Source organism: Acidovorax sp. A1169, from assembly GCF_030704685.1.
Taxonomy (GTDB): domain Bacteria; phylum Pseudomonadota; class Gammaproteobacteria; order Burkholderiales; family Burkholderiaceae_C; genus Acidovorax.
Window position 1 is genome coordinate 132,354 of record NZ_JAUZDX010000001.1, and the last position, 24,070, is coordinate 156,423.

At 66.6% G+C, this 24,070-nt stretch carries 21 protein-coding genes; 15 read left to right on the forward strand and 6 right to left on the reverse strand.

Annotation, left to right across the window (positions count from 1 at the left end):
* Positions 1 to 12: 12 nt before the first annotated feature.
* Positions 13 to 468, forward strand: coding sequence for a type II secretion system protein N (locus QYL93_RS00585; RefSeq protein WP_305741850.1), 456 nt, complete (start codon positions 13 to 15; stop codon positions 466 to 468).
* 109 nt (positions 469 to 577) lie between these two features.
* On the opposite strand, the gene QYL93_RS00590 is transcribed toward QYL93_RS00585, so the two are convergent.
* Genes QYL93_RS00590 through ilvA form a run of 3 tightly spaced genes read right to left on the reverse strand, consistent with a single transcriptional unit; the run spans position 578 to position 3,549 of the window.
* Positions 578 to 1,144 (reverse strand): histidine phosphatase family protein, encoded by a 567-nt coding sequence (locus tag QYL93_RS00590; protein ID WP_305741851.1) that lies wholly within the window; start codon positions 1,142 to 1,144, stop codon positions 578 to 580.
* A 10-nt stretch (positions 1,145 to 1,154) separates the two neighbouring features.
* The gene (locus QYL93_RS00595) at positions 1,155 to 1,961 is read right to left on the reverse strand and encodes an adenosylcobinamide-GDP ribazoletransferase (protein WP_305741852.1); all 807 of its coding nucleotides are present in this window, start codon (positions 1,959 to 1,961) and stop codon (positions 1,155 to 1,157) included.
* Positions 1,962 to 1,989: 28 nt separating this feature from the next.
* Entirely contained in the window at positions 1,990 to 3,549 is a 1,560-nt protein-coding gene (gene ilvA / locus QYL93_RS00600) for a threonine ammonia-lyase, biosynthetic (RefSeq protein ID WP_305741853.1), read from the reverse strand.
* A gap of 362 nt (positions 3,550 to 3,911) precedes the next feature.
* Here ilvA and QYL93_RS00605 point away from each other — a divergent pair, with 362 nt between their 5' ends.
* Positions 3,912 to 4,361: an OsmC family protein gene (locus QYL93_RS00605; protein ID WP_305741854.1), complete on the forward strand. Its 450-nt coding sequence runs from the start codon at positions 3,912 to 3,914 to the stop codon at positions 4,359 to 4,361.
* Between the two features lie 35 nt (positions 4,362 to 4,396).
* Here the strand turns inward: QYL93_RS00605 and coq7 are convergent, their stop codons facing one another.
* Complete coding sequence (gene coq7 / locus QYL93_RS00610; RefSeq protein WP_305742288.1) at positions 4,397 to 5,014, reverse strand: 2-polyprenyl-3-methyl-6-methoxy-1,4-benzoquinone monooxygenase; 618 nt, start codon at positions 5,012 to 5,014, stop codon at positions 4,397 to 4,399.
* 329 nt (positions 5,015 to 5,343) lie between these two features.
* Here coq7 and QYL93_RS00615 point away from each other — a divergent pair, with 329 nt between their 5' ends.
* The 8 genes from QYL93_RS00615 (at position 5,344) to QYL93_RS00650 (ending at position 15,502) form a co-directional block, all read left to right on the forward strand.
* On the forward strand, positions 5,344 to 6,390 hold the full coding sequence (locus tag QYL93_RS00615; RefSeq protein WP_305741855.1) for a porin: 1,047 nt from the start codon (positions 5,344 to 5,346) through the stop codon (positions 6,388 to 6,390).
* 494 nt (positions 6,391 to 6,884) lie between these two features.
* Positions 6,885 to 8,465 (forward strand): ABC transporter substrate-binding protein, encoded by a 1,581-nt coding sequence (locus QYL93_RS00620; protein WP_305741856.1) that lies wholly within the window; start codon positions 6,885 to 6,887, stop codon positions 8,463 to 8,465.
* Between the two features lie 133 nt (positions 8,466 to 8,598).
* Positions 8,599 to 9,579 carry an ABC transporter permease gene (locus QYL93_RS00625; protein ID WP_179682018.1) on the forward strand — a complete coding sequence of 327 codons (981 nt, stop codon included), beginning with the start codon at positions 8,599 to 8,601 and terminating at the stop codon, positions 9,577 to 9,579.
* Position 9,580: 1 nt separating this feature from the next.
* Positions 9,581 to 10,798 (forward strand): M20 aminoacylase family protein, encoded by a 1,218-nt coding sequence (locus QYL93_RS00630; RefSeq protein ID WP_305741857.1) that lies wholly within the window; start codon positions 9,581 to 9,583, stop codon positions 10,796 to 10,798.
* A 70-nt stretch (positions 10,799 to 10,868) separates the two neighbouring features.
* On the forward strand, positions 10,869 to 12,446 hold the full coding sequence (locus QYL93_RS00635; protein ID WP_305741858.1) for an ABC transporter substrate-binding protein: 1,578 nt from the start codon (positions 10,869 to 10,871) through the stop codon (positions 12,444 to 12,446).
* Positions 12,447 to 12,558: 112 nt separating this feature from the next.
* Positions 12,559 to 13,470 (forward strand): ABC transporter permease, encoded by a 912-nt coding sequence (locus tag QYL93_RS00640; RefSeq protein ID WP_007856606.1) that lies wholly within the window; start codon positions 12,559 to 12,561, stop codon positions 13,468 to 13,470.
* 26 nt (positions 13,471 to 13,496) lie between these two features.
* Positions 13,497 to 14,477 (forward strand): ABC transporter ATP-binding protein, encoded by a 981-nt coding sequence (locus QYL93_RS00645; protein WP_305741859.1) that lies wholly within the window; start codon positions 13,497 to 13,499, stop codon positions 14,475 to 14,477.
* Positions 14,474 to 15,502, forward strand: coding sequence for an ABC transporter ATP-binding protein (locus QYL93_RS00650; protein ID WP_305741860.1), 1,029 nt, complete (start codon positions 14,474 to 14,476; stop codon positions 15,500 to 15,502). The genes QYL93_RS00645 and QYL93_RS00650 overlap by 4 nt, the downstream gene beginning before the upstream one ends.
* Positions 15,503 to 15,588: 86 nt before the next feature.
* Here QYL93_RS00650 and QYL93_RS00655 read toward each other — a convergent pair whose 3' ends face one another.
* Positions 15,589 to 16,185, reverse strand: a complete 597-nt coding sequence (locus QYL93_RS00655) for a TetR/AcrR family transcriptional regulator (RefSeq protein ID WP_305741861.1) — start codon at positions 16,183 to 16,185, stop codon at positions 15,589 to 15,591.
* 111 nt (positions 16,186 to 16,296) lie between these two features.
* On the opposite strand from QYL93_RS00655, the gene fabF reads away from it, so the two are divergent.
* A complete protein-coding gene (fabF, locus tag QYL93_RS00660; RefSeq protein ID WP_305741862.1) occupies positions 16,297 to 17,622 on the forward strand; it encodes a beta-ketoacyl-ACP synthase II in 1,326 nt (441 codons plus the stop codon).
* Between the two features lie 15 nt (positions 17,623 to 17,637).
* Here fabF and QYL93_RS00665 read toward each other — a convergent pair whose 3' ends face one another.
* Positions 17,638 to 18,483: a MurR/RpiR family transcriptional regulator gene (locus tag QYL93_RS00665; protein ID WP_057200264.1), complete on the reverse strand. Its 846-nt coding sequence runs from the start codon at positions 18,481 to 18,483 to the stop codon at positions 17,638 to 17,640.
* Between the two features lie 270 nt (positions 18,484 to 18,753).
* On the opposite strand from QYL93_RS00665, the gene QYL93_RS00670 reads away from it, so the two are divergent.
* From QYL93_RS00670 to tal, 4 genes are read left to right on the forward strand one after another with little or no spacing between them, the layout of a single operon-like run.
* Positions 18,754 to 19,767: an ABC transporter substrate-binding protein gene (locus QYL93_RS00670; protein ID WP_305741863.1), complete on the forward strand. Its 1,014-nt coding sequence runs from the start codon at positions 18,754 to 18,756 to the stop codon at positions 19,765 to 19,767.
* Positions 19,767 to 22,001, forward strand: a complete 2,235-nt coding sequence (locus QYL93_RS00675) for an iron ABC transporter permease (RefSeq protein WP_305741864.1) — start codon at positions 19,767 to 19,769, stop codon at positions 21,999 to 22,001. Before QYL93_RS00670 ends, QYL93_RS00675 begins: the two co-directional genes overlap by 1 nt.
* Before the next feature lie 31 nt (positions 22,002 to 22,032).
* Complete coding sequence (locus QYL93_RS00680; RefSeq protein ID WP_305741865.1) at positions 22,033 to 23,097, forward strand: ABC transporter ATP-binding protein; 1,065 nt, start codon at positions 22,033 to 22,035, stop codon at positions 23,095 to 23,097.
* Positions 23,098 to 23,122: 25 nt separating this feature from the next.
* The gene (tal, locus tag QYL93_RS00685) at positions 23,123 to 24,070 is read left to right on the forward strand and encodes a transaldolase (RefSeq protein ID WP_305741866.1); all 948 of its coding nucleotides are present in this window, start codon (positions 23,123 to 23,125) and stop codon (positions 24,068 to 24,070) included.

Here is a 24,070-nt window from a genome sequence, read left to right on the forward strand (position 1 = left end):
CATAATCCCCGCATGGTGACCAATTCATACAGTAAATGGGGCGTGCGCCTGGGGACTCTGGCGTTCTGGGTCGCTGCGGGCGCCAGCGTGGCCTATTGGGGCCTGCGCCTGTCGAACCGGCCGGTCGCGCAAGCCTTTCCGGCGGTGGCGTCCATGGCGGCGGTGCCCGATGCCCAGGCGGTCGCCCGGGTGCTGGGCGCCGTGCCGGCCGGCGCGGTGGCGGCCGTGGCGGCGCCAGTGGCCTCGCTGGCCAGCCGCTTTGCCCTGATTGGCGTGCTGTCCGGGCGCCAGAGTGGGGGCGGCGCCGCGCTGATCGCGGTGGATGGCAAGCCGCCCAAAACCTTCCGTGTGGGCACCCTGGTGGACTCCGGCATGGTCCTGCAGTCCCTCGGCCCGCGCCAGGCGCAACTGGGTGCCGATGTGGGCGGCCCGGCCATGCTCACGCTGGACATGCCGCGCAAGAACTGACCCCTTCGGGGCGCAGCCGGCCTCGGGCTTGGACGCCCGCGTTTTCAGGGCTTGCTTCTGCTTACCCTGCGGACTGTTGGTATTTTGCCAATCGAGGGCGCGCGCGCCTTTATCCCAGGTCGACGGTATCCCATTCACCCCAGGCGGGGGCATGCACGGGCCATTGGTCGGCGTACGGCGTGGCGTTGTCGCCATGGCGCAGCAGCCAGTCCACGCAGCGGGCCACGCCCGCATGGGTGAGCCACACCGCATGGGCCAGGCCGGCGGCCCGCGCCGTTGCCCGCGTGTCCTGCAGGGCCTGGGCCACGCGCTCCAGCATCTCCGCCAGCGGCTCGCCGCCGCCCGGGCGGTGGTGGGCGAAGTCGGCGGTCCAGGCATCGATGTCGGCCTTGGCCAGGCTGCTCCAGGCGCGGCCCTCCCAGGCGCCGAAATCCATTTCGCGCAGCCGGGCGTCGGGCCGGGGTTGCCAGTCGGGGCGGGTGGCCTGCACGGCCTGGGCGAGCTGCACGCACCGCTGCAGGGGCGAATGCCAGACCAGTGCCGGGCCGGTCAGGGCCTGGCCCAGGCGCTGTGCACAGGCCAGGGTGGGGGCACTCTCTGCCGGCATGTCGAGCATGCCGTAGCAGGTGCCGGTGGCGACCACGGGCGGCGCATGCCGCACCAGCCAGAGCTGCACGGCCAGGCCCTCAGCCCGGCCCCAGGGCCAGCGCGGCACCCAGGTAAAAGCCGATCTCCCCGATCTGCTGCGTGGCGCCCAGGCAGTCGCCGGTAAAGCCCTGCAGGCGCCGTGCGAACCACCGGGCCATCCAGGCCGCGCCCAGCGCGCTCAGCGTGACGGCGGCGAGGGTGACGGCCGTTGAGCTCCAGAACCAGGCCAGCGCCAGCGGGGGCAGGCACCAGGCCGCCGCCACCACCAGCGCCGCGCCGGTGATCTGGTCGGCCAGCGGCTTGCTCTTGGAGCGGGCGGTGTCGCCCACATGCGGCAGGCGGCGCACGATGAACAGCGGCCACAGGCGCGACAGCACATGGCCGCCCACCAGGGCCGCCAGCGCCGTGGCCAGGCCGTGCACGCCGAGCAGCGCCAGCAGGCTCACCTTGGCCAGCAGGGCCAGCACCAGCGCCATGGCACCGAAGGCACCGACGCGCGAGTCCTTCATGATGTCCAGCGCCCGCTCGCGGTCATAACTGCCGCCCAGGCCATCGGCCACGTCGGCCAGTCCATCCTCATGGAAGCCCCCGGTGAGCAGCACCGTGGCCACGGTGCAGAACACGGCTGCCACGGCCGGGGCCAGCGGGTTGGGCGCCAGGGCCAATGCCAGGGCCGCATACACCCCCGCCGCCACGGCCGCCGCGAGCCAGCCCACGCCGGGCAGGTGCGCGGCGCTGGCGCGCAGCATGGCGGGGCTGAAGCCCACCCAGCCGGCCAGCCGCCCGGTGATTGGGATGCGGGTGAAGAACTGCACGGCCAGCAGGTAGTGGCGCAGGGCTTGCATGGGGTGGCGCGGTGCGGGCCCTCTGGGCCTATTTGGCGCGCAGGAACAGGCGGTAGGCCGGGTTCAGCGTTTCTTCCACATAGGGGTAGCCCAGGGTGGCGAGGAAGGCGTCGAAGGTGGCCGAATCTTCGGGCGGTACCTGCATGCCCACGAGAATGCGGCCGTAGTCCGCGCCCTGGTTGCGGTAGTGGAACAGGCTGATGTTCCAGGTCGGCTGCATCAGGCTCAGGAACTTGAGCAGCGCGCCCGGCCGCTCGGGGAACACGAAGCGCAGCAGGCGCTCGTCCTGCGCCAGCGAAGAGTGCCCGCCCACCAGGTGGCGCAGGTGCTCCTTGGCCAGTTCGTCGTGCGTGAGGTCCAGCGCGCCGAAGCCATGCTCCGTGAAGATCTGCGCGAGCTTTTTCGACTCGCCCTTGCCCTGGGCCGTGAGGCCCACGAACACATGGGCCTCGGCCGAGTCGCTGATGCGGTAGTTGAACTCGGTCACGTTGCGCGGGCCGCCGGGCAGCCCACCCACCACCTCGCAAAAGCGCCGGAAGCTGCCGCGCTCTTCGGGGATGCTCACGGCCAGCAGGGCCTCGCGCTCCTCGCCCACCTCGGCGCGCTCGGCGACGAAGCGCAGGCGGTCGAAGTTCATGTTGGCGCCGCACAGGATGGCGGCGTAGGTCTCGCCCTCGGTCTGGTGCGTTTCCACGTACTGCTTGATGGCCGCCACGGCCAGCGCGCCCGAGGGCTCGACGATGCTGCGCGTGTCCACAAACACGTCCTTGATGGCTGCGCAGACGGCATCGGTGTCCACGGTGATGAACTCGTCCACCAGGCCGCTGGCGATGCGGAAGGTTTCTTCGCCCACCAGCTTGACGGCCGTGCCGTCGGAGAACAGGCCCACGTCGGCCAGCGTCACGCGCTGGTGCGCGCGCACCGACTGGATCATGGCGTCCGAGTCGTTCATCTGCACGCCGATGACCTTGATCTCCGGGCGCACGGCCTTGATGTAGTTGGCCACGCCGCTCACCAGGCCGCCGCCGCCGATGGCCACGAACACCGCGTCCAGGCGGTTGCTGCCCAGGCGCTGCAACTGGCGCAGGATCTCCATGGCAATCGTGCCCTGGCCGGCAATCACATCCGGGTCGTCGAACGGGTGCACGAAAGTCAGGCCTTCCTTGGCCTGCAACTCGGCAGCGTGCTGGTAGGCGTCGGAATAGCTCTCGCCATGCAGCACCACCTCGCCACCCAGCGTGCGCACGGCATCCACCTTGACCTGGGGCGTGGTGGTCGGCATCACGATCACGGCGCGCGCGCCGAGCTTGCTGGCGCTCATGGCCACGCCCTGGGCATGGTTGCCGGCCGACGCGCAGATCACGCCGCGCTGCAGCTGGCCGGGGGTGAGGTGCGCCATCTTGTTGTAGGCGCCGCGCAGCTTGAAGCTGAACACGGCCTGCTGGTCCTCGCGCTTGAGCAGCACGCGGTTCTTCAAGCGGCGGCTGAGGTCGCGGGCCGGCTCCAGGTCCGACTCGATCGCCACGTCGTACACACGGGCGGTGAGGATTTTCTTGAGGTAGTCGGCGGGGGTCAGGTCGTGGGTCATGGCAAGGGGCAGGCTGTGGCGCGCGCCGCCCATGCGGGCGGGGCACACATCATAGGTGTTCGTCCTTGCCGCCCGGGATGCAGGCGGTGCCGATGGTCCCGTCCGGGCAAAAAAAAGCCCCAGGCCGCAAAGCCCGGGGCTGAATCCATCCTTTGAGGAGATGGAGGAGACAATCGGCGCGTTGGAGGTGGGGGAGATAACTCTCCAGACCCCGTCCCTTTTCGATAAAAGGGCAACGCATGGCGCAATATTAGCGCAGAGGATGCTGCGATGCAGCAAAATCCAACGCATTTTTTGGAGTGGCCCGTCCATTTCGTGAAAAAAGCCACGTTTTTTTGATGAACTACTGAGGAGAAACACACATGGAATGCACAGTCAGCTGGACCGGCGGCGCCGGTACCCGCTCGGGAATGGGGTTTGTGGCGGAAACCGGCAGCGGCCACGTCTTGACCATGGATGGCGCACCCGATGCGGCCAACCCGGCCAATGGCGGGCAGAACCTGGCGCCCCGCCCCATGGAGACCGTGCTGGCCGGCACGGGCGGCTGCACCGCCTATGACGTGGTGCTGATCTTGAAGCGCGGGCGCCACGACGTGCGCGGCTGCAGCGTCAAGCTGACCACGGAGCGCGCGCCGGTCGATCCCAAGGTGTTCACCAAGATTCATATGCAATTCACCGTCACCGGCAAGGGCATTGCCCCCGCAGCCGTGGAGCGCGCGATCGCCATGAGCCACGAAAAGTACTGCTCGGCCAGCATCATGCTGGGCAAGACGGCCGAGATCACCACCGGCTTCGAGGTGGTGGAGGGCTGAAACCTCATCCTCGGGCGCCCGCGCAGACGCCAGCGTCAGATGTGGTGTGCCGTGGTCGTCATGACCTTGGCGGCGGCCCGCATCAGGGCCCGGGCAGGCGGGGGCAGCACGGTGGCGCCTTCGGCCAGGGCCTGCGCCGCATGGCGCTCCTCATCGTCCCTCATGCGCGCCACCACGGAGCGCGAGGCCAGGTCCTCAGCAGGCAGGCGCGCCAGGTGCCCCTGCAGGTGGGCGGCCACCTGGTTCTCGGTTTCCGCCACAAAGCCCAGGCTGACCCGGTCGCTGACCTTGGCCGCGACGAGGCCCAGGGCGAATGCCCCTGCGAACCACAGGGGGTTGAGCACACTCGGCCGAGCGCCCAGGGCGTCCAGCCGCTCCTGGGTCCAGGCCAGATGGTCGGTTTCCTCCCGCGCGGCCGCGAGCAGGTGCTGGCGCAGCGGTTCATCGCGGGTGACGGCGGCCTGGGCGGTGTAGAGCGCCTGCGCACAGACTTCGCCCACGTGGTTGACGCGCATCAGGGATCCCGCCAGCTTCCGCTGCGCCGGGGTCAGTGCGGCCTCGGCATGGGCGGCGGCGGGTGAGGCCTGTGATGCGCGGGGTGTGGCAAAAAGGGTGCGCAAGGCGTTGTCGGCGGCGGTCAGGAAGGCGTCCATGGCGGGCGTGAAGGGATGATGGATGTGGAAACAGGTGTTGCACATGGACACAAATGCTGCCAGGTCGCAAAACGGCTGGAAGGCACTTTGCTGGTGCACAGGTGAGGGATTTTGCCGGGGTGCACTGAAATGTTGCAACACTGCAACGAAATCTCCCTTTCGGGCCAATTGTGGGTGAATTCCTTTGCGAAACGGGTCGGGCTCTGGTGCAATAAGAACAACTTCCCCACCAGGAGGTTGGCCCGGGGAACCGGCGGGACTGAGCAGGTGCAAGGCACTCCTAGACCCCCCGTACCGGCGCCCTATGTTTAACCTTGGAGTAACTCGCAATGAAAAAATCCCTGATTGCCCTGGCTGTGCTGGCTGCTTCCGGCGCTGCAATGGCTCAATCGTCCGTGACGCTGTTCGGCGTGGTTGACGCAACCTACGCCTACGGCAACGGCAGCGTTGCTAACAAGTCGCAACTGACGAACTCCGGCTACAACAGCAGCCGTCTGGGTTTCCGCGGCGTTGAAGATCTGGGCGGTGGCCTGTCTGCTTCGTTCTGGCTGGAAGCCGGTCTGAACAACGACAACGGTACCGGCGGTTCGACCACCCTGAACAACCAAACCACGGCTCCTACCCAAGGCGGCCTGGTGTTCAACCGTCGTTCGACGGTCAGCCTGAACGGCGGCTTCGGTGAAGTGCGTCTGGGCCGTGATTACACCCCACAATTCTGGAACCTGACCGTGTTCGATCCGTTCGGCACGAACGGTGTTGGCACGACCCAAACGCTGAACTCCAGCCTGGGTGGCCCAACCACCATCCGCGCTTCGAACGCCATCGGCTACTTCCTGCCAGGCAACCTGGGCGGTTTCTACGGCCAGGCACAGTACTACATGGGTGAAAACCTGAGCAACGTTGCCAACAAGAAGGACGGCAACGGCCTGGCACTGCGCGCTGGTTGGGCCAACGGCCCCATCAATGTGGCTCTGGCCGTGTCGCAAACCAAGTTCCTGAATGCCGACATCAAGGCTTGGAACCTGGGTGGTCAGTATGACTTCGGCATGGCCAAGGTCATGGCTCACTACAACAGCGACGACATCAAGAACGGCGCTGAAGGCCAAGGCTGGCTCATCGGTGGTCTGATCCCCGTGGGCGCTGGTGAAATTCGCCTGGCTTACTCCACGTACGAAGTGGACGTCGCTGGTCCTGACCCACGTAGCAACAAGTTTGCTCTGGGCTACGTGCACAACCTGTCGAAGCGCACCGCCGTGTACGCAACGGCTGCAGCTGTGAAGAACAAGAACGGCGCTGCTCAAGCCCTGAACGGTTCCGTGACTGCAGCTGGCCGCAACTCCAGCGGTTACGACTTCGGTATTCGCCACAGCTTCTGATATTGACGGTTGGCTATATGCCAACCATCAATGGATGAATACAAAAAAGCCGCCTTCGGGCGGCTTTTTTTATTTCTGGCGTCGATTGGCTTTATTGCGCGGTGCCGTCGATTGGCCAATGGAGCGCGCTGGTCGGGCATTTTTAATGGGTCCGATACGACTCTCCCTGGCCATGCGGCGCAAGGGAGATTGCGCGGGTGGAGGATGGGCTTGCGGCAGGGGGGCGATGGCGGCTTGGCCCCGGCCCGGCAGGGCGAAATCCCAAGCCGTGGGCCGCCGTGGTGCAAATGCCCAAATCCAGGCCCTGCAAGGCCTGCCGACGGGTAGCCCAGTGGTCGTGGAGGCGGCACGGGGCTGGCACCTTACTTGCTTGCCAATGTGCTTCACCGGGGCACAAATAGTCCCTCGCGAGGGGGCGGGATTCAGGGATTTCCCGTTGGCCGATGGCCGCTATTTACTGCATAGTAAAACTTTTACATTGTTGAAGAGGTTTCATGAAACTCAATCTCAGCCTGCTGTCGATTGCCGCAGCTGCCGCCATGCTGATGGCCACGGGAGCGCATGCCAAACCATTCAAATGGGCGAGCCAGGGCGAAATCGCCACGTGGGATATTCATTCCCAAAACAACGCGTTGCAAAACGGCATCCATGCCAATGTGTATGAAAGCCTGGTGTACTACAACAGCAAGACCTTCGAGGTGGAGCCCATCCTGGCCACGGCCTGGAAGGAAGTGACCCCCACGCAGGTGCGTTTCACGCTGCGCCAGGGCGTCAAGTTCCATGATGGCTCGGCATTCACTGCCGACGATGCTGTGTACTCGCTGCAGCGGGCCATGGCCAAGACCTCCAACTTCACGCCCTATGTCCAGGGCATCAGCAAGGTCAACAAGGTCGATGCACAGACCGTTGACGTCATTCTGTCGGCGCCCAACCCCGTGCTGCTGCGCCAGATGACCGAGCTGCGCATGATGAGCAAGGCCTGGGCTGAAAAGAACAAGTCCGTGGAGCCCAAGGACATCAAGGGCACGGACGAGAATTTTGCCCACCGCAACGCCATGGGCACGGGCCCCTACACGCTCGACTCCTGGCAGCCCGACGTGAAGATGGTGTTCAAGCGCAACCCCAACTGGTGGGGCAAGATGGACGGCAACGTGACGGAGATCATCTACACCCCCATCAAGTCGGCCGCGACCCGCATCGCCGCGCTGCTCTCGGGTGAGGTGGACATGGTGCTCGACCCCGCACCCCAGGACCTGGGCCGCCTGCGCCAGGACACCAACCTGAAGGTGATCGACGGCCTCGAAAACCGCACCATCTTCCTGGGCATGGACCAGTTCCGCGAAGAGCTGCCCGGCTCCAACATCAAGGGCAAGAACCCGCTCAAGGATGTCAAGGTGCGCAAGGCGCTGTACCAGGCCATCGACACGGCCGCACTGGAGCGCGTCACCCTGCGCGGCCTGGGCAAGCCCACCGGCACGCTCGTGGCACCGCAGGTGGCTGGCTACACCGAAGCCGTGGGCAAGCGCTTCCCCTACAGCGTCGATGCCTCCAAGAAGCTGCTGGCAGAAGCCGGTTACCCCGATGGCTTCGAGGTGGACTTTGCCTGCCCCAACAACCGCTACATCAACGACGAAGCCATCTGCCAGGCCGTGACCGCCATGTGGTCACGCATCGGCGTGAAGGCCAAGCTGCGCACGTTGCCGCTGGTGACCTACTTCCCCATGATCCAGCGCTACGAAGCCAGCATCTACATGCTCGGCTGGGGCGTGCCGACCTTCGATGCGCTGTACAGCCTGCAATCGCTGGTGCGCAGCGTGGGCCAGGGTGGCGACGGCAACTACAACGTGGGCCGCTACAGCAACCAGCGCATGGACTACCTGGTGGACCGCATCAAGGCTGAGACCGATGCCCCCGTCCGCACCCGCATGCTGACCGAGGCGCTGCAACTGTCCAACGACACCGTCTCGCACATTCCTCTGTATGACCAGGTGATCCCATGGGCCATGAAGAAGAACGTCGAGGTCGTCCACCGCGCCGATAACCGCGTGGACATGCGTTTGGTCAAGGTGAACTGATCTATCCTTGCAGAGGGAGGGCAAGGGCCTCAGGGCCTTTGCTCTCCCTGGTTTTTTTTCGACACGACCCCCACGAGCGCCCCGCCACCAAAAGTGGCCAAGGCGTCCCATCGAATACACACTCGACTCTCTGATGCTTGCCTTTATTTTGCGCCGCCTGATCCAGGCCGTGATCGTCATGGTCGCCGTGGCCTTCATCTCCTTCATGCTGTTCCAGTACGTCGGAGACCCCGTGGTGTTCTTGCTGGGCCAGGACGCAACCCCCGACCAGATCCGCGAATTGCGCGTGGCGCTGGGCCTGGACAAACCTTTCTTCGTGCAGTTCGGCCACTTCCTCGTGAATGCGGCCCAGGGCGAATTCGGCCTGAGCCTGCGCCAGGGCGCCAAGGTTTCGCGCCTGATCGCCGAGCGCTTTCCCGCCACACTGGAGCTGTCGCTGGTAGCGGCCGTGATGGCCCTGGCGATCGGCGTGCCCATGGGCGTGTACGCAGCCTTGAAGCGCGGCACCTTCACCAGCCAGCTGTTCATGACGCTGTCGCTGCTGGGCGTCTCGCTGCCCACCTTCCTGATCGGCATCCTGCTGATCCTGGTGTTTGCCGTGCACCTGGGCTGGTTCCCGAGCTTCGGTCGAGGCGAGGTGGTGCAGATGGGCTGGTGGAGCACCGGCCTGCTCAAGGCCAAGGGCTGGCACCACATCATCCTGCCGGCGGTGACGCTGGCGATCTTCCAGCTCACGCTGATCATGCGCCTGGTGCGCGCGGAAATGCTGGAGGTGCTGCGCACCGACTACATCAAGTTCGCGCGCGCCCGCGGCCTGTCCAACCGGGCCATCCACTTCGGCCATGCGCTCAAGAACACGCTGGTGCCCGTGATGACCATCACCGGCCTGCAGCTCGGTGGCCTGATCGCCTTCGCCATCATCACCGAGACCGTGTTCCAGTGGCCAGGCATGGGCCTCTTGTTCATCCAGGCAGTGACCTTTGCCGACATCCCCGTGATGGCCGCCTACCTGTGCCTTATCGCACTGATCTTCGTGGTCATCAACCTGGTGGTGGATCTGCTGTATTTTGCGGTGGACCCCCGCCTGCGCGTGGGCAAGGCCGGAGGCCACTGACATGCAGGCTCCCCGACTCAAGGCGGGCGGCCGGGCCTTTGCGCACATCGCCCAGTTCCATCCGGAGCTGACGGCCCTGCGCCGCGACCTGCACGCGCACCCCGAGCTGGGCTTCGAAGAGGTCTACACCAGTGCCCGGGTCAAGGAGGCGCTCAAGGTCTGCGGCGTGGACGAGATCCACGACGGCATCGGCCGCACCGGGCTGGTGGCGGTGATCCGCGGGCGCAGCACAGCCAGCGGCTCCATGGTAGGCCTGCGTGCCGACATGGACGCGCTGCCGCTCACCGAGCACAACGACTTTTCCTGGAAGTCCTGCAAGCAGGGCCTGATGCACGGCTGTGGCCACGACGGCCACACGGCCATGCTGGTGGGCGCCGCCCGCTACCTGGCCGAAACCCGCAATTTCGACGGCAAGGCCGTGCTGGTTTTCCAGCCTGGCGAGGAAGGCTTTGCCGGCGCCCGCGTGATGATGGAAGACGGCCTGTTCGAGCGCTTTCCCGTGCAGTCGATCTTCGCCATGCACAACTGGCCGGCCATGGCGCCCGGCACGGTGGGCCTGAACTCCGGCGCCATGATGGCGGCGGCCGACCGCATCACCATCGAGATCACCGGCCGCGGCGGCCATGGCGCGCACGCCTACCAGACGGTGGACGTGATGCTGGTGGCCGCGCACATCATCACCGCCGCGCAGACCATCGTCTCGCGCAACGTGCGCCCGCTCGATGGCGCGGTGGTCAGCCTGTGCGCCATGCAGGCCGGTGACCTCGGGGCCTTCAGCGTGCTGCCGGGCTCGGCCACGCTGGTGGGCACCGTGCGCACCTTCAATCCGCTGGTGCAGGAGATGGTCGAAAAGCGCCTCAAGGAGCTGTGCAGCGCGATTGCGCTGGGCTTCGGCGCCACGGCCACCGTGCACTACGAACGCATCTACCCGGCCACCATCAATTCCGAGGACGAGGCGCTCTTCGCCGGCAACGTCGCCGAGTCGCTGCTGGGCGCCGACCATGTGGTGCGCGACCTGGAGCCCAGCATGGGCGCCGAGGACTTCTCCTTCATGCTGCAGGACAAACCCGGGGCCTACCTGCGAATAGGGCAGGGCACGGGCGCCAGCGGCAGCGCGCTGCACAACAGCCGCTACGACTTCAACGACGACATCCTGCCGCTGGGCTCGGCACTGCACGCCAGCCTGATCGAGCAGGCCATGCCCCTGCCCACGCTCTGACGGAGCACCAGGTACCGGCGCCTTTTTTCCTCTTGTACCGCCACCCCCTTTCACCCACCAGGAGCATTGCATGACATTCCAGAAAAAAATCGCCATGACGGCCTTGTTCGCCGCGCTGGCTGCATCCAGCGTGGTGTCCCATGCGCAGACCATCCGCGTGGCCAACCAGGGCGACTCGCTGTCCATGGACCCGCATTCGCTCAACGAATCGCTGCAGCTGAGCGTCACCGGCAACGTCTATGAGCCGCTGGTCGGCCGCAACAAGGACCTGAGCCTGGCCCCGGCCCTGGCCACCAGCTGGAAGCAAACCTCCCCCACCGTGTGGCGCTTCGAGCTGCGCAAGGGCGTGCAATTCCACGACGGCACCCCCTTCACGGCCGACGACGTGCTGTTCAGCTTCGCCCGCACCCAGGTCGAAGGCTCGGACATGAAGAGCTACACCAACGACTTCAAGGAAGTGCGCAAGATCGACGACCACACCGTCGAGATCGAAACCAAGAGCCCCTTCCCCATCCTGCCCGACGTCGTCTCGCTGGTGTACATGATGAGCAAGAAGTGGTGCGAGACCAACCAGGCCACCGTCCCCGTGGACCGCCGCAAGGGTGTCGAGAACGCCGCATCGTTCAAGGCCAACGGCACGGGTCCCTTCCGCCTGCGCGAGCGCCAGCCCAACGTGCGTTCGGTGTTCACGCGCAACGGTAGCTACTGGGGCAAGATCGAAGGCAACGCCACCGAAGTGGTGTTCACCCCCATCGGCAACGACGCCACGCGCGTGGCGGCATTGCTGTCGGGCGAAGTGGACGTGATGGAGCCGGTGCCCGTGCAGGACATCGAACGCGTCAACACCAGCGCCAACACCCGTGCCATCACCGGCCCCGAGCTGCGCACCATCTTCCTGGGCATGGACCAGAAGCGCGACGAGCTGCTGTATTCCAACGTCAAGGGCAAGAACCCCTTCAAGGACAAGCGCGTGCGCCAGGCCTTCTACCAGGCCATCGACATCGAAGGCATCAAGAAGACCGTGATGCGTGGTGCGTCCAACCCATCCGCACTGCTGGTGGGCCCTGGCATCAACGGTTTCGAGTCCGAATCCAAGCGCCTGCCGTATGACGTGGAAGCCGCCAAGAAGCTCATGGCCGAGGCCGGCTATCCCAACGGCTTCGAAGTGTCGATGAACTGCCCCAACGACCGCTACGTGAACGACGGCCGCATCTGCCAGACCGTGGCCGCCAACCTCTCGCGTATCAACGTCAAGATCAACCTGCAGGCCGAGACCAAGGGCACCTACTTCCCCAAGATCCTGCGCCGCGACACCAGCTTTTACATGCTGGGCTGGACGCCTGCCACCTACGACTCGCACAACGCCCTCAATGCGCTGGTGGCCTGCGTGGACGACAAGGGCACGGGCCAGTTCAACCTGGGCTCGTACTGCAACCCCAAGGTGGACGAGCTGACCAAGAAGATCCAGTCCGAGACCGACAAGACCAAGCGCAACGCCATGATCAAGGAAGCCTTCGACATCCATGCCGCCGACGTGGGCACGCTGCCCCTGCACCAGCAGGCGCTGGCCTGGGGCGTGAGCAAGAAGGTCACGCTGGTCCAGCTGGCCGACAACTTCATGCCCTTCAAGTGGATGAGCATCAAGTAAGCCCACTGCCGTTGACCGAGTTAGTGAGTTAGTTAGAGACGGACATTTCAGCAGACAGCCACCACGACCGCTACCCGCGCCGTGCGTGCTGTCTGCCCACTGGTTTCCCACAATGAAAACAACCCTTGCCCGCTGGTTTGACAGCGACGTTGGCTACAGCTTCCGCACATCGCCCATGGCCATCGTTGCGGCGGTGATCGCCCTGATATGCCTGTTCTGCTCCCTGTTTGCAGGATGGGTCGCCCCCCACAACCCCTTTGACCTGGCGACGCTGGAGCTCGGCGACGCCCGGTTGCCCCCTGCCTGGATCGCGGAGGGCTCCATGAAATACCCACTGGGCACCGACGACCAGGGGCGCGACATCCTCTCGGCACTGATCTACGGCGCACGCATCTCCCTGGTGGTGGGCTTTGCCTCGGTGCTGCTGTCCGTGGTGGTTGGCGTGGCCTTCGGCCTGCTGGCCGGCTTTCGCGGTGGCTGGATCGACGCGGTGCTCATGCGCCTGTGCGACGTGATGCTGTCCTTCCCCGCCATCCTGGTGGCGCTGCTGATCGCCGGCGTCGGCCGGGCACTGTTCCCCAACGCGCACGAGTCGCTGGCCTTCGGGGTGCTGATCATCTCGATCTCGCTGACCGGCTGGGTGCAGTACGCGCGCACCGTGCGTGGCTCCACCCTGGTCGAGCGCAACAAGGAATACGTGCAGGCCGCCCGCGTCACGGGCGTGTCCTCGCTGCGCATCATGCGCAAGCACGTGCTGCCCAACGTGATGGGCCCGGTGATGGTGCTGGCCACCATCCAGGTGGCCACCGCCATCATCACCGAGGCCACGCTGTCCTTCCTGGGCGTGGGTGCGCCGCCCACCTCGCCCTCGCTGGGCACGCTGATCCGCATCGGCAACGATTACCTGTTCTCGGGCGAATGGTGGATCACGGTGTTCCCCGGCGCCATGCTGGTGCTCATCGCCTTGTCCGTGAACCTGCTGGGCGACTGGCTGCGCGACGCACTCAACCCGCGTCTGCGTTGAACAAGAACAAGAAAAGCGATATTCCCATGAGTCTTCTAGAAGTCAAAAACCTCGTAGTCGAATTCCCGAGCCGCCGCGGTACCCTGCGCGCCCTGGACGACATCTCCTTTTCCATCGCGCCCGGCGAGATCCTGGGCGTGGTGGGAGAGTCCGGCGCGGGCAAGTCGCTCACTGGCGCGGCCATCATCGGCCTGCTCGAACCGCCGGGCCGCGTGGCCTCGGGCCAGATCCTGCTGGAGGGCCAGCGCATCGACAACCTCAGCAACGACCAGATGCGGCACATCCGGGGGCGGCGCATCGGCGCCATCTTCCAGGACCCGCTGACCTCGCTGAACCCGCTGTACACCGTGGGCCGCCAGCTCACCGAGACCATCCTGGCCCACCTGCCCGTGAATGCCGCCGAAGCGCGCCAGCGCGCCATCTCGCTGCTGCAGGACACCGGCATCCCGGCGGCCGCCGAGCGCATCGACCACTACCCGCACCAGTTCTCTGGCGGCATGCGCCAGCGCGTGGTGATCGCCCTGGCCCTGGCGGCCGAGCCCAAGCTCATCGTCGCCGACGAGCCGACCACGGCCCTGGACGTCTCCATCCAGGCGCAGATCATCACGCTCCTGAAAAACATCTGCAAATCGCGCGGTGCCGCCGTCATGCTGATCACGCACGACATGGGCGTGATCGCCGAGACCTGCGACCGCGTGGCCGTGCTGTACGCCGGCCGCGTGGCCGAGATCGGCCCCGTGCACGATGTCATCAACAAGCCCTCCCACCCCTATACCAGCGGCCTGATGGCCTCCATCCCCGATATGTCGGTGGACCGTGAACGCCTGAACCAGATCGACGGAGCCATGCCCCGCCTCAACGCCATCCCCAAGGGCTGCGCCTACAACCCGCGCTGCCCCAAGACCTTCGACCGCTGCATGGTCGACCGCCCCGACCTGATGCCTGCCGGCTCCACCCGCGCCGCCTGCTGGCTGCACGCCCCTGCCACGGCGGAGGTGTCCGCATGAGCGCCGTGCCTTCCTCCACCGCAAGCCCCGGCAAGCCGCTCGTGCAGGCGCACGATCTGGCCAAGACCTTCGACGTTTCTGCCCCCTGGCTCAACCGCATGATCGAGCGCAAGCCGCGCACCCTGCTGCATGCGGTGGACGGCGTGAGCTTCGAGATCGAAAAGGGCAAAACCCTGGCCCTGGTGGGCGAGTCGGGCTGCGGCAAGAGCACCGTGGCGCGCCTGCTGGTGGGCCTGTACGAGCCCACGCGCGGCGGCCTCACCTTCGACAACCAGGACGCCCACGCCGCGTTCAAGGGCAACGATGCGCGCGCCATGCGTCGGCGCATCCAGATGATCTTCCAGGACCCGTACGCCAGCCTGAACCCGCGCTGGCTGGTCGAGGACATCATTGGCGAGCCGCTGCGCGAGCATGGCCTGATCACCGACAAGGCCGAACTCAAGCAGCGCGTGGGCGAGTTGCTGAAGTCGGTGGGCCTGTCGCCGCTGGACATGGTCAAGTACCCGCACCAGTTCTCGGGCGGGCAGCGCCAGCGCATCTCGATCGCGCGCGCCCTGGCCACCGAGCCCGAATTCCTGGTGTGCGACGAGCCCACCTCGGCGCTCGACGTGTCGGTGCAGGCGCAGGTGCTCAACATCATGAAGGACCTGCAGCGCGAGCGCCACCTGACCTACCTGTTCATCTCGCACAACCTGGCCGTGGTGCGCCACGTGAGCGACCAGGTCGGCGTGATGTACCTGGGCCGCCTGGTGGAGCTGGCCGACAAGCACACCTTGTTCGACCACCCGCGCCATCCGTATACGCGCATGCTGCTCGACGCCATCCCCAAGATGCACGACACGGGCAAGGCGCGCACCCCCGTGCAGGGCGAGGTGCCCAATCCGCTCAATCCGCCACCCGGTTGCGCCTTCAACCCGCGCTGCCCGCATGTGAACGACCGCTGCCGCACCGAGCGTCCCCAGTTGCTCAACATCGGCGGTATCCGCATTGCCTGCCATGCGGTGGAAGAGGGGCGCATCCAGTAAGCACGCCTGGGCCTCTGGATGACCACTGCAAGGGCTCCTTCGGGAGCCCTTTGCCATGGGGCTGCTCCATTCAACGGCGCCGCGTTTCAGCGGTGTTGGGGTTGTGCGGTCAGGTGTTCGCGCAGTGTCGCCAGGATCTCGTCGGACAGCGCAGGCCGTCCCGCCGCCGTGGCACGCGCCAGCACCAGCCCGCCCACCATGGTGGCCAGCATCTGCATCGCGCGCACGCGGCCCTCGGCGCTGGGCTCGTCGCCCTGGTCCAGGCCTTCGATCACGCGCGCAAAGCGCTCGATGTTGCGCTCGATGCCCTGGGCGAACACCTCCGACAGATCGCTGCCCGCGCGCGCTGCATCCACCGCCAGTGCCGCTGCGGGGCAGCCTTCACCCGGGTGGTCGCGGTGCTGGGGGGAAAGGTAGCTCGTCACCCGCGCCGCAAGGCCTGCGGTGCCTGCATCCATGCCGTCAAGCGGCGCAATCGACCAGTCGAAGGCGCGCGCGCAGGCTTCGCGCACCAGCGCATCCTTGTTTTCAAAGTGCCGGTACAGGCCGCCGTGGGTCAGGCCCGCATCGCGCGTGATATCGGCCACGCCTACGCCCGACAGGCCGCGCTCGCGGTACAGGCGCGCCGCCGCATCCAGGATGCCCTGGCGGTTTTCTGCGGCCTGCGCCTTCGAGACTTTCATGGTGGAAACCTCTTTTTGATGATGGTCGTACGCAAAATGCACCAACACACTTATGATGACGCCCGCAATCATAAATGCGTGGCCTGCGCCGCGCACTGAAAGGGTAAAGCGATGGTGAATGAACACAAGGGAACACAGGAACCGGGCCAGGGCCTGCGCCTGCCGCGCGTGGTGATCACGGGCATGGGCCTGGTTTCGCCCCTCGGGGTCGGGGTGGAACTGGCCTGGCGCCGCCTGCTGGCGGGCGCCTCGGGCCTGCGCCGCCTGCCCGATGCGGTGGTGGAGGGGCTGGCGGCCAAGGTCGGTGGCGCTGTGCCCACGAAGGAGCAGGACCCCGAAGGCGGCTGGGACCCCGACACCGTGGCTAGCTCCAAGGACCAGCGCAAGATGGACCGCTTCATCCCCTTCGCCCTGGGCGCCGCACAGCAGGCTCTGGCGCAGGCCGGCTGGGCGCCGACAGGAGAGAGGGAGCAGCAGCGCACGGCCACCGTGATTGCCTCGGGCATCGGGGGCTTCGGTGCCATTGCCGAGGCCGTGCGCACCACCGACACGCGCGGTCCGCAGCGCCTGTCGCCGTTCACCATACCGTCCTTCCTGGTCAACCTGGCGGCCGGCCAGGTCTCCATACGCCATGGGCTCAAAGGGCCCATCGGTGCACCGGTGACGGCCTGCGCGGCCAGCGTGCAGGCCATTGGCGACGCCGCACGCATGATCCGCTGCGGCGAGGCCGATATCGCCGTCTGCGGCGGCACCGAGGCCACCATCGACCGCGTGAGCCTGGGCGGTTTTGCGGCGGCCAAGGCGCTGTCCACCGGCTTCGCGGAGCATCCCGAGCAGGCCTCGCGCCCCTTCGATGCGGGCCGCGATGGCTTCGTGATGGGCGAGGGCGCGGGAATGCTGGTGATCGAATCGCTGGAGCACGCGCTGGCGCGTGGCGCCACGCCGCTGGCCGAGGTCGTGGGCTATGGCACCTCGGCCGACGCCCACCACATCACCTCCGGCCCGGAGGACGGCGATGGCGCGCGCCGTGCCATGGAGATCGCGCTGGCCCAGGCGGGCCTGGCGGCCAGCGAGGTGCAGCACCTCAACGCCCATGCCACCTCCACCTATGTGGGTGACCGGGGCGAGCTCGCTGCCATCCGGCGCGTGTTCGGCACCGGCAAATCGGTGGCCATCGCCTCCACCAAGGCGGCCACGGGCCACCTGCTCGGCGCGGCCGGTGCGGTGGCGGCCATCTTCACCACGCTGGCCCTGCGCGACCAGATCGTGCCCGGCACGCTGAACCTGGAGCAGCCCGATGAGCTGGCCCAGGGGCTGGACATGGTGGCGCTCAAGAGCCGCCCCATGGCGCTGGAGCATGCCATGCTCAACGGTTTTGGCTTCGGCGGGGTGAACGCGACCCTGGTGCTCAAGCGCTGGGCACCGGTCGCTGCGTAAAAGGCAAGGGGCTGCCTACGCGTAGCGTTTGGCGCGCAGGTTCTCTTTCATCTGCTGCAGGATGGGTTGCAGCGGCGCGCCGATGCGCAGGGCCACGCAGGTGGCCAGCACGTCGATGATCAGCAGGTGCATGAGCCGCGACACCATGGGGCTGTAGCGGTCGTAGCCCTCGGGGTGGTCGGCGGCCAGGTGGATCTGGCAGGTGCTGGCCAGTGGCGAGCCGCTGGCCGTGATGGCGATGGTGGTGGCGCCGTTCTTGCGCGCGATGTCGGCCGAATCCATCAGGTCGCGCGTGCGGCCCGAGTTGGAGATGATCACCAGGCAGTCACCCGGGCCGAGCAGGGTGGCGCTCATCACCTGCATGTGGCCATCGCTGGTGGCAATCGAGGTCACGCCCAGGCGAAAGAACTTGTGCTGCGCATCCTGGGCCACGATGCCCGAATTGCCCACGCCATAGAACTCGATGCGCCGCCCCGTCTTCCAGGTGGCGGCGATGGCTTCTGCGGCGCGCTCCAGCGCCACGGTGCTGGCGGCATTGCGGTACTGCAAAAAGGCAGCCACGGCGTTGTCCACCACCTTCACCAGCACGTCGCCGGTCTTGTCGTCGGCATCCACGCTGCGGTGGATGAAGGGCACGCCCTCGCTCACGCTGCCCGCCAGCTTGAGCTTGAAGTCGGCCAGGCCGTCGTAGCCCATGCTGCGGCAAAACCGCACCACGGTGGGTTTGCTCACATGGGCGCGCTCGGCCAGCTCGCGCACGGGCAGGCGCGCAAAGCTGCGTGGGTCGGCCAGCACGAGCTTGCCCACGCGCTGCTCGGCCGGGGCCAGGGAGGTCAGGGAGGCGGTGATGCGGTCCAGCATGTCAGCAGCCCCCGCGGCCACAGGCCGGACGGCACCCGGTGCCGGATGGTCCAGCAGGGCGCACAGGTGCGGGAGTTGAAGCGTGTGTGTTCATGAATGCCTGTGTGACAACAATTGATGGTAACTGGGTTCCTTCAATATTGGTAACTGCGGTTCACCCTCGGGATGTGAATCGCACTTCTCGTTATCCCCCTGGCCGTTGGCATGGGAGTTCACTACGATGTTTGTCATCATATTGACACATAACAGACGATCACAGAAAGAGCATCGATGCAGAAATTTATCGCGGGTACTGCGCTGGCCCTGGCGGCCTGCGGCGCCATGGCCCAGGGCCAGGTCAACATCATCTGCTCCGTGCAGGCCGAGTGGTGCAACCTGATGTCCACCGTGTACGCCAAGACCACGGGCACCAAGGTCAACATGACGGCCAAGGGCTCCGGCGAGGCGCTCGCCCAGCTCAATGCCGAGAAGGCCAACCCCAAGACCGACATCTGGTTCGGCGGCACGGGCGACCCGCACCTGCAGGCGGCCGAGCAGGGCCTGACGCTCGAGTACAAGTCGCAGCAGCTCACGCAGCTGTACCCCTGGGCACAGAAGCAGGCCGCAGACTCCAAATACCGCACGGTGGGCGTGTACCTGGGCCCGCTGGGCTTTGGCTACAACAAGGAGCTGCTGGCCAAGCGCAAGCTCAACCCACCCCAGTCCTGGGCCGACCTGCTCAAGCCCGAGTTCAAGGGCGAGGTGCAGATGGCCAACCCCGCCTCCAGCGGCACGGCCTACAGCATGATCGCCACGCTGGTGCAGATCATGGGCGAGGAAAAGGCCTTCGACTACCTCAAGGCACTGCACCCCAACATCAGCGCCTACACCCGCTCCGGCACGGCCCCGGTAAAGGCCGCCGCGCGCGGCGAGACCACGGTGTCCATCAGCTTCGTGCACGACGTGACCACCGAAGCCGTCAACGGCTTCCCCGTGGGCTCGGTCACGCCCTCCGAGGGCACGGGCGCCGAAGTGGGCTCCATGAGCATCGTCAAGAACGGCCCCAACACCGAGGCGGCCAAGAAGTTCTATGAATGGGCGCTCACACCCGGAGGCCAGCAGTTCGGCCTGGCGGCCAAGCAGTTCCAGTTGCCCAGCAACACGCTGGTGCCCAAGGATCCGCGCATGACGGACCCCTTGAAGATCAAGCTCATCAACTACGACTATGCCAAGTACGGCGCCAGCACCGAGCGCCGCCGCCTGATCGCCCGCTGGGAAAAAGACGTCCAGAACGCCGGGCGCTGATGTCGGCGCACGCTTTGCAGTCACCGCCGGCCGGCAGGCCTGCGGTCAACCAGCCTGTGTGGGTGTGGCTGGCCCTCGGCCTCGCGGGCTATGTGGCGCTGCCCTGGTATGCCCAGCAGGACGCCAATGGCCTCACCGTGCTGGGCCAGGTCTTCAGCCAGGCGCAGACGGGCAGCGGCCTCATGCAGGCCGCTGCCTTCGGGCGGCCCTGGCTCTGGCTGGCGCTGCTGGGGCTGGTGATCGCCGGCTTCGGCGCATTGCTGCCCGCCGGGCGCAGGCAGGGCGGTTTCCTGGTGCTGGGTGGCGGCCTGGGCCTCGTGTCCCTGCTGGTCAGCGGCTTTGCCATCGGCGCACGCGGCTGGGCTTTCGATTGGCTCAATGCCAGCTTCGGCGAACTCACCATGCGCCAGCCCGGCGTGGGCTGGGGCGGCTTCGTGGTGCTTACGGCCCTGCTGGTGCTGGCAGCGTTCGGCGTGGCGCGGCGCGGCTACTTCAAGGGCGACCTGTTCGTGGCAGCGGCTGTGCTCGGCATGGGCAGCCTGCTGGCACTGTTCATCGTGTTTCCGGTGCTCAAGGCACTCAGTGGTGCCTTCTTCCTCGAGGATGGTCCGTTCTCGCTGGCCGTGCTGTGGGAGCGCGTGGCGCACGAGCGCAACTTCGGCCTCGCGTGCCTGGCCGGCGGGCAGCGCTGCGGCGTGGCCTGGAACACGCTGTTCCTGGGCCTCATGACGGCGGCCAGCACCACGCTGCTCGGTACCTTCATGGCGCTGATGGCCGAGCGCGCCTCGCGCCGCTATGCACGGCCACTGAACATCGTGGCGCTGTTGCCCATCATCACGCCGCCCTTCGTCGTGGGGCTGGGGCTGATCCTGCTGTTCGGCCGCGCGGGCGTGTTCAACCAGTTCCTGGAATACGCCTTCGGCATCACGCCTTCGCGCTGGTTCTATGGCTGGCTCGGCGTGTGGGTGGCGCAGACCTTCGCCTTCACCCCCATCGCCTTCATGATCATGCGCGGCGTGGTGCAGGGCGTTGCGCCCAGCCTCGAAGAGGCGGCGCAGACCCTGCGCGCCAGCCCGCACCAGACCTTCATGACGGTGACCTTGCCGCTGCTCAAGCCCGGGCTGGCCAACGCCTTCCTGGTGGGCTTCATCGAGAGCATGGCCGACTTCGGCAACCCCATCGTCGTGGGCGGGCAGTTCTCGGTGCTGTCCACCGAGATCTTCTTTGCCATCGTCGGGGCGCAGTACGACCAGGGGCGCGCGGCCTCGCTGGCGTGGATCCTCACGCTGTTCGCGCTGGCGGTGTTCGCCATCCAGCGCGCGCTGCTCGGACGGCAGAACTTCACCACGGTTTCGGGCAAGGGCGATGCAGGCATTGCCATGCCGCTGCCCACCGGCGTGCGCCGCGTGGTGCATTCGGTGGCGCTGCCGTGGATGGCCTTCACCCTCATCGTCTACCTGTTCGCGCTGGCTGGCGGCTTCGTGCAGACCTGGGGCCGCGACTACACCATCACGCTGAACCACTTCCGCACCGCGTTCAATGTGGAGTGGGGCGAGTTCGGCATGGTCTGGGCCGGCACGGCCTGGAACTCGTTCTTCACCACCATCAAGCTGGCCGCGCTGTCGGCGCCGCTCACGGCCACGCTGGGCATCGGCATCGCCTGGCTGCTGGCGCGCACCGAGTTCCGGGGGCAGGGGCTGTTCGAGTTCTCGGCGCTGCTGGCCTTTGCCATCCCCGGCACCGTGCTGGGCGTGAGCTACATCCTGGCCTTCAACGTGCCGCCATTCGAGCTCACGGGCACGGCGCTGATCATCGTGCTGTGCTTCATGTTCCGCAACCTGCCGGTGGGGGTGCGCGCCGGCACAGCCGCATTCAAGCAGCTCGACCGCTCGCTCGACGAAGCCTCGCTGATGCTGCGCGCCGGCAGTGTGCAGACCCTGCGCCACGTGGTGCTGCCGCTGCTCAAGCCGGCCCTGGTGGCCGCGCTGGTCTACAGCTTCGTGCGCGCCATCACCACCGTGAGCGCGGTGATCTTCCTGGTCACGGCCGAGAACGAGCTGGCCACCACCTACATCATCGGCCGCGTGGGCAACGGTGACTATGGCGTGGCCCTGGCCTATTGCACGGTGCTCATCGTGCTGATGTCGCTGGCCATTGCCCTCATCCAGTGGCTGGTGGGCGAGCGCAAGCTGGGCCGGCGATCCGGCGCGGCCGCCATGCCCGCCCCCCACTGAACACACGCTGAATGCGGAGAGAAACGACACCATGAACAACAGCGGCGCGGGCATCGTGTTTCGCCACATCACCAAGCGCTACGGGGCCGACGCATCTGCGCCCCTGGCCGTCAAGGGCATCAGCTTCGAGGTGCCGCGCGGCACGCTGACCACCATCCTGGGGCCCTCGGGCTGTGGCAAGACCACCACCCTGCGCATGATCGCGGGGCTGGAGTCCCCGACCTCGGGCGAGATCTTCATTGGCGGCAAAGACGTCACCACCCTGGGCCCGGCCCAGCGCAACGTGAGCATGATGTTCCAGAGCTACGCGCTGTTCCCGCACATGAACGTGGTGGAGAACGTCTCCTACGGCCTGCGCATGTCCGGCCTGGCGAAGGACGTGGCGCGCAGCAAGGCTGTGGAGGCGCTGCGCGGCGTGGGGCTTGTGGGCTATGACGACCGCCTGCCCAGCGAGCTTTCGGGCGGCCAGCAGCAGCGTGTGGCCCTGGCGCGCGCCCTGGTGCTGGAGCCCGAGGTGCTGCTGTTCGACGAGCCGCTGTCCAACCTCGACGCCCGGCTGCGCCGCGAGATGCGCGAGGAGATCCGCGCGCTGCAGCAGCGTCTGTCGCTCACGGTGGCCTACGTCACGCACGACCAGGCCGAGGCCATGGCCGTGAGCGACCAGATCATCGTCATGGACCAGGGCCTGGTCGCGCAGGCCGGTACGCCCCAGGCCCTGTACGAGACGCCGCGCACCGAGTTCGTCGCGGGCTTCATGGGCGAGGCCATGCTGTTCCCGGGCACCGCACTGGCCGATGGAACGGTACAGCTCGGCCCGCTGGCGCTGCGCCCGCGCACGGCAGCCGCGCCGGGCCCGGTGAAGGTGGCGGTGCGCCCCGAGGCCTGGAGCATCCGGCGCCAGGGCGAGGGGCTGCTGCCCGCCACACTGCGCAAGCGCGCCTACCTGGGCGCGGTGCATGAGTACACCTTCGACACCGCGCTCGGCAGCATCTTCGTCGCCTCGTCGGACCTCGACGACGTGCTGACCGTGGGCGACCAGGTGCAACTGGGCCTGGGTGCGCATGGCGTATCGGTGGTTGAAAGTACAGGTGCCTGACACGGCGATACGGAATAATGGGGGCATGAACCAACTCGACGCCCTCAAACAGTTCACCACCGTGGTTGCCGACACTGGCGACTTCAAGCAACTGGCCCAGTTCCAGCCCCAGGATGCGACGACCAACCCGTCGTTGATCCTCAAGGCCGTGCAAAAGCCCGAGTACGCCCCCCTGCTCACCGACACGGTGAACCAGTTCCGTGGCCGCCCCATGGATGAGATCATCGACCGCCTGATCGTGCGCTTCGGCCGCGAGATCCTGGCCACGATCCCCGGCCGGGTCTCCACCGAAGTGGATGCACGCCTGAGCTTCGACACAGAGGCCACCATCACCCGCGGCGAGCGCATCATCGAGCTGTACCAGGCCGAGGGCATCTCCATCGACCGCGTGCTGATCAAGGTCGCTGCCACCTGGGAGGGTATCCAGGCCGCCGAGAAGCTTGAACAGCGCGGCATCCACACCAACCTCACCCTGCTGTTCTCGTTCTGCCAGGCCGTGGCCTGCGGCCAGGCCAAGGTGCAGCTGATCTCCCCCTTCGTGGGCCGCATCTACGATTGGTACAAGAAGCAGGCCGGCGCCCAGTGGGACGAAGCCGCGCGCTCGGGCGCCAACGACCCCGGCGTGCAGTCCGTCGCGCAAATCTACCACCACTACAAGCACTTTGGCATTGCCACCGAAGTCATGGGTGCGAGCTTTCGCAACACCGGCCAGATCACCGCACTGGCCGGCTGCGACCTGCTCACCATCGCCCCCGACCTGCTGGCCCAACTGGCCGCCAGCGATGCGCCTCTGGCCCCCGCGCTCGATGCCGCAGCCGCCAAGGCGATGGACCTGCCGGCGGTGAACTACGATGAGGCGGGTTTCCGCTTCGCGCTCAACGAAGACGCCATGGCCACCGAGAAGCTGGCAGAAGGCATTCGCGGGTTTGCCGTGGATGCGATCAAGCTCGAGAAGCTGATCCTGTCGGCTTGA